Below are 5,429 nucleotides of genomic sequence, written 5' to 3' on the forward strand. Positions count from 1 at the left end.
CATGCAGCATCTTTCCTACAGGGGTTCAGCGGATATCTGGAGACGGATGGATATCAGGGTTATAATAATCTGCCGGATATCAAGCACTGTTCTTGCTGGGCACATGTGAGACGTTACTTCACAGATGCCATACCGAAAGGGAAAGAGTATGATTACAGCCTTCCGGCAGTGCAGGGAGTACAGTTCTGTTCCAAGCTGTTTGATTGTGAGCGGTACTCAAAAGCAAAAAATCACACTGCGGAGCAGAGAAAACAATTTCGTCTTGAAAAGGAGAAGCCAATACTGGAGGCATTCTGGAATTGGCTGGATCAACAGCGCCCAAACAAAGGAACCCGTTTGGCGAAAGCGGTAAACTATGCCCAAAATCGGAAAGACACCCTGATGACCTATCTGGAAGACGGTCATTGCAGTTTATCCAACAATCTTAGCGAGAATGCAATCAGACCATTCACTGTTGGCCGGAAGAACTGGCTGTTCAGCGCCAGTCCTAAAGGAGCCACCGCTAGTGCTATTGTGTATACCATGGTTGAGATGGCAAAAGCGAATGATCTGAATACCTATAAATATCTGACATATCTCTTATCACAGCGGCCAGACGATAAAATGTCAGATGAACAGTTGGAACAGCTTGCCCCATGGAGCGAGACTGCGAAAACGAACTGTCAAAACTAAAATAGAGTAAAACGCTTGCATCTATCATTTTGGTGCAAGCGTAATTCATGAGTAACGTAGCAATATTTTGCGCTTACGTAACTTCAAGTTTACAGAACTGAATCAAAAGAGCTCGAAGGAGCTCTTTTTCCTTTTTTATAATAGTATCATTATGGTATAATAGAGACATTAAAATCGTTGTTTGGCGATTTGGTAAATCCCAATAAATTAATTTTATAGGGAACAGAAAATTTGAATTTGCAAAGGAGGACTATGTATGCGTATATGGAAAGCAATATTCAGCGTATTAACTATTATTTTTGGCTCACTGGGACTGATAAACATAGTTTCTACTGATATAACACTGCCGATTATGTTTGTCTTTATGGGATTAACTATGTTGACAAATGCAAAGGAGTGTTATGATAAAGGTGCGAAGAAAGATGCTATGATATTTGCAGGCATAGCGATTTTTGTCTATGTAGTCACAGCATATAATCTGATAAGCAGATTTATGTAACTTCCAGTTTGGAGAATTGAGAAAATCGGTATTTGAGGAGGCGAATGTAATGAAAAGTACGGACAAAATAATAGACTATTTGAAAAAGACTTATCAACCGGAATCGATAATTGTCTATGGTTCTTTTGCTGACGGAAGTGCAAATCTGAATAGTGACTTTGATGCACTTATTATTGCAGGAAAAGAAAAACTGCATGATTCATCTTTTGTTGATGGCGTTGTTCTTGATGTATTTATTTATCCGCCGGATCAGTTCCTGTCGGAGTACGACCCGGCTGAGTTTGCACAGGTGTGGGATGGGAAAATCATACTGGATAAAAACGGAATGGGTGGATGGCTAAAAAAGAATGTACTTGACTATATAGAACATATTCCCTTAAAAACGGCAAAAGATGTTTCGCAGGAAATTAAATGGTGTGAAAAGATGCTGTTACGCACAATGCGAGGAGATGTTGAAGGTTACTATCGTTGGCATTGGTTATTGTGTGACAGCCTTGAAATATATTTTGATATAAAAGGCATACACTATTATGGTCCCAAAAAAGCATTACATTTTATGGAAGAAAGCGATTCAGAAGCGTTTCATATATATTCGAAAGCCTTGTTGGAGTTTAATCAAGAAGGGTTATCCGACTGGATAAATTACTTGAAAACCATTTTTTAAGATTTACAATTTCAAGTTTGTTAAATTGGAAAATTAGAATTTTGGGAGGTAATGACCATGAAGAAAATACTAATATTGTTGCTATGTCTTTTACTTACGGCCTCAATCACGGGTTGTGGTACACAGTCAATAAAGCCGATTGACACAATTGAAGGAAACATGAAAACATACAGTGAAATGTCAGACGGTACATGGCAGTGCGATGGACATATCTACAAATACAGGTTGGAAATCAGTGGACGACTGAGTAATGCCGTTAAGGACAGCACATACATTTATTTAAGCAACATAGAAGATATTACCTTCGAACAAGCTTGGAAAGCATCTGGGCTTAGCAGTAATATGGATGATTACTTTGATATTGACGAAGCAGTATTGGTTGAATTACCAGACTGACAACTTCCAGTTTTTGAAACTGAGAAATCGGAATTTAGCGAGGTAAAGATATATGCTTCATTTAGAAAAAGTAAATGGTAATAATGTCTGGGATATCCTGAAACTGACGGTATCGGAATCGCAGAAGAACTTCGTTGCCACCAATGAGATCAGCATCATTGAAGCGTATACTGCAATTACGGGAAACGGTCATGCATTCCCGTTTGGTATATATGATGAGGATAAGCCTGTAGGCTTCCTGATGATTGGTTTTGATGTTGATGATTATTGGACGGATGCACCTGAAATTGCAAAGGGAAACTATAATCTGTGGCGTCTTATGATCGATAAGGCATATCAAAACAGAGGGTACGGGAAAGAAGCGGTCAGCCTTGCATTAGAGTTCATAAAATCTATGCCTTGTGGAGAAGCGGAATACTGTTGGCTATCATATGAACCCGATAATGCAGTTGCCCGTCAGATGTATCGCTCTTTCGGTTTCGAAGAAACCGGTGAAATGGACGGCGAAGAACTGATCGCTGTTCTGAGACTGTAATTAACAACTTCAAGTTTGTAGGAGGATAAAATGAAGATTATTGATATTATTAACCATAGGCATAGCTATCGTGGAAAATACAAACCAATTTCTGTTCCACGGGAAGATTTGATTACAATTATGCAGGCGGGATTAAATGCCCCTTCTGGCTGTAACAAGCAGACAACAAGTTTAATTGCTGTAGATGATAAAGATATATTGCAAAAACTGCATAATGTTATAAATCCACCTGTAGGAGAAACTGCGCCAGCTATAATTTGTGTTTTAACACAGAGAATAAATGCATATAGAGATAAGTGTTTCGCAGTTCAGGACTATTCCGCAGCTATTGAAAATATGTTGCTTGCATTGGTGGAACTAGGGTATCAAAGCTGTTGGTATGAAGGACATATTACAGACGAAGATAAAATAGGTTATCAAATGGCGCAAATTTTAAATGTTCCTGATGATTATGAATTGGTCTGTTTTCTTCCGATTGGTATTCCAGAAGAAGAAAACATTTTGCCTAAAAAACGCCCTTTTGAAGAAAGAGCGTGGTTTAATACGTTTCCCGTTGATAAAAGATAAATTCAAGTTTACAGAACTGAATCAAAAGAGCTCGAAGGAGCTCTTTTTCCTTTTTTATAATAGTATCATTATGGTATAATAGAGACATTAAAATCGTTGTTTGTCGATTTGGTAAATTCTTATTTTATGATTAACCCAATATGGAGAAATGGATATGAAAGAAAAGAAGCAATGGTTAATTAGATTGTTTATAATCCTATTCTCTGTTTCTGTTTCAGTGGCAGTTTTACCTTGCGGAATAATTAACACCCATGGCTTGTTTGGAGAGATTACATCATCGACTATAACTAATGATGATGATAATTCGAGTTTTCAAGAGAGCCGTGTTTTTGAAAACAGAAAACAGATTAAAGGGATAAACATTTATAATATATGGTTTGAAGTTTTGATATGTGTCATTTGTCTGATATATATTCAATATATGTTTAGACTTCCTAGAGAAGATACCATCATTACTTTTAAAGTACGAATGGACAATTTCTGCAAATATATAAAGCAGAAAGGAGAATAAAACTTGTTTGAACAAGACTATGTTATGAGACTTATAAAGGAAATGGTGAGAGCTATACTAAAGCTGTTATTCAATATTGATACCGATTCACCATCAGCAGAATTATTGGAAGATGTAAAGGAACAACAGACGCTGGATGAGCTACTTGATATGGTAGATAATGGGTTCATTAATGAGGCGGAAAATAAAATATATGAAATAACGGAAGAAGGGAAAAAGACAGATTTAGAAATGGCTTTACTGTTTTATTCCTCCTTAAATGATAAGTCAGATGAATTTCTGGAAGCACATAATTATAGCAGAGATGAAATTAAGGCTGGTTTGAAAGATATTACTGTAAGATATGGCGTCGATGGTTTTGCAGAAATGTTTTTGCAATAGTAAAGGAAATTGTTATTTTCACTACACAAAGAACTCGATAGATTCCAGTTTATAGAGGACTTAATGAATCCTTGTAATATTGGGCGTTGCATGAATGTTAATTTGCGTTGCTTGATGTATTGATGGCTAATCAGTATGCTAGTTTTATCAAACGAAAGGAGTAACTAGAGATGCTTGGTGAAAATATAAAAACAGTGACACAGTATTTTGGTTATACGCTGTGCCACTGTCTTGCCATTGAGTGTTAGATTTATTCCGATATGTATAACAGCCGCACCCGTTCTTAGCCTCCCCCCGTGGGGGAGGTGGATTGCCCATAGGGCAAGAGAGGTCAGTCTGGACTGCCCCCGTGGGCGGAGCCTTGGTACGGCGGAACTGTTAAGAATTTTGGAATAGTGTTAACACTGCACTCGTTCTAAGTTTTTATCGTTTTACCAAAGCATACATTATTTGAGGGAAATCCGGTATTATGCTCGTAATTCCTTTTTGTAGAATATGCAAGCCATTATTAGCGATTTCCTGTTCCAATGTCGCAAAATTAACCATTCTACAGCTTGTGGCTGCAACGGCAACTTCCTGCCCTGTTCCTTGGTGTGTTCGTTTCACGCTGTCAAAGGCGCTTGTAATATCTCCAGTTACCTCGTATTCACCGTCCCCCATAGTCAGAATCAACCCATAGCCATCCTCATCCAAATGATCTCGGATAAATGTCAAAAAGCGATTTCGATCTTCCTGGTTGACCAGCATATGAATTACTGAAATGGATTGACACTCCCCACAGCTAAAGCAGGGGGATTCCTGTTTCTTCCACCATTGCATTGGCAAATACCTTACGGTACTGCAATGTCTTACACGGTGTCCACAGGCTATATTTATACTGTTCCCGCATGCCCTGCGGTACAGTTTTCTTATCTTTATGCCGACTGCAGCTGCAGTCCTTTTTTCAAAATATTGATGCCTGCATTCGTATCCCGGTCATGAACTGCGTGACAGCCGGGGCACTCCCAGATACGAATGCGCAGATTTTTCACCAGCGGATTCCGATAGCCACAGGAACTGCAGGTCTGGCTGCTCGGATACATTGTTGGTACTTTGCGGATTTCATTTCCATACCACACAGCTTTATATTCCAGCATCTCGAAAAACTTTGCCCACGAAACACTGGCTATCGACTTTGCCAGTTTATGGTTCCGGATCATTCCCT

The 5,429-nt window shown here is 38.7% G+C and carries 10 protein-coding genes; 8 read left to right on the plus strand and 2 right to left on the minus strand.

The genetic code is table 11. The annotated features are described in order from the left end of the window. The 8 genes from tnpC to DWZ44_RS17875 all read left to right on the plus strand — a co-directional run. A partial coding sequence (tnpC, locus tag DWZ44_RS17840; RefSeq protein ID WP_117805424.1) for an IS66 family transposase occupies window positions 1-672 on the plus strand: 672 nt, incomplete at its 5' end. A 256-nt stretch (window positions 673-928) separates the two neighbouring features. Continuing rightward, entirely contained in the window at window positions 929-1,171 is a 243-nt protein-coding gene (locus tag DWZ44_RS17845) for a hypothetical protein (RefSeq protein ID WP_002596221.1), read from the plus strand. Window positions 1,172-1,220: 49 nt separating this feature from the next. Continuing rightward, window positions 1,221-1,835 carry a nucleotidyltransferase domain-containing protein gene (locus DWZ44_RS17850; RefSeq protein ID WP_117805425.1) on the plus strand — a complete coding sequence of 205 codons (615 nt, stop codon included), beginning with the start codon at window positions 1,221-1,223 and terminating at the stop codon, window positions 1,833-1,835. A gap of 57 nt (window positions 1,836-1,892) precedes the next feature. Next, window positions 1,893-2,231, plus strand: coding sequence for a hypothetical protein (locus DWZ44_RS17855; protein ID WP_055158441.1), 339 nt, complete (start codon window positions 1,893-1,895; stop codon window positions 2,229-2,231). A gap of 52 nt (window positions 2,232-2,283) precedes the next feature. Next, window positions 2,284-2,766 carry a GNAT family N-acetyltransferase gene (locus DWZ44_RS17860; protein ID WP_005935263.1) on the plus strand — a complete coding sequence of 161 codons (483 nt, stop codon included), beginning with the start codon at window positions 2,284-2,286 and terminating at the stop codon, window positions 2,764-2,766. A gap of 30 nt (window positions 2,767-2,796) precedes the next feature. Further along, window positions 2,797-3,333, plus strand: a complete 537-nt coding sequence (locus DWZ44_RS17865) for a nitroreductase family protein (protein WP_117805426.1) — start codon at window positions 2,797-2,799, stop codon at window positions 3,331-3,333. A gap of 154 nt (window positions 3,334-3,487) precedes the next feature. Beyond that, complete coding sequence (locus DWZ44_RS17870; RefSeq protein WP_117805427.1) at window positions 3,488-3,844, plus strand: hypothetical protein; 357 nt, start codon at window positions 3,488-3,490, stop codon at window positions 3,842-3,844. A gap of 3 nt (window positions 3,845-3,847) precedes the next feature. Next, window positions 3,848-4,225: a DUF6483 family protein gene (locus DWZ44_RS17875; protein WP_117805428.1), complete on the plus strand. Its 378-nt coding sequence runs from the start codon at window positions 3,848-3,850 to the stop codon at window positions 4,223-4,225. A gap of 423 nt (window positions 4,226-4,648) precedes the next feature. Here DWZ44_RS17875 and DWZ44_RS17880 read toward each other — a convergent pair whose 3' ends face one another. Both DWZ44_RS17880 and DWZ44_RS17885 read right to left on the minus strand, forming a co-directional pair. Then, a complete protein-coding gene (locus tag DWZ44_RS17880; protein ID WP_147342040.1) occupies window positions 4,649-4,939 on the minus strand; it encodes a hypothetical protein in 291 nt (96 codons plus the stop codon). A gap of 200 nt (window positions 4,940-5,139) precedes the next feature. Then, window positions 5,140-5,429: zinc ribbon domain-containing protein (locus DWZ44_RS17885; RefSeq protein WP_147342496.1), on the minus strand; the 290-nt coding region annotated here is incomplete at its 5' end.

This window comes from Blautia sp. AF32-4BH (assembly GCF_003460565.1).
Taxonomy (GTDB): Bacteria; Bacillota; Clostridia; order Lachnospirales; family Lachnospiraceae; genus Fusicatenibacter; species Fusicatenibacter saccharivorans.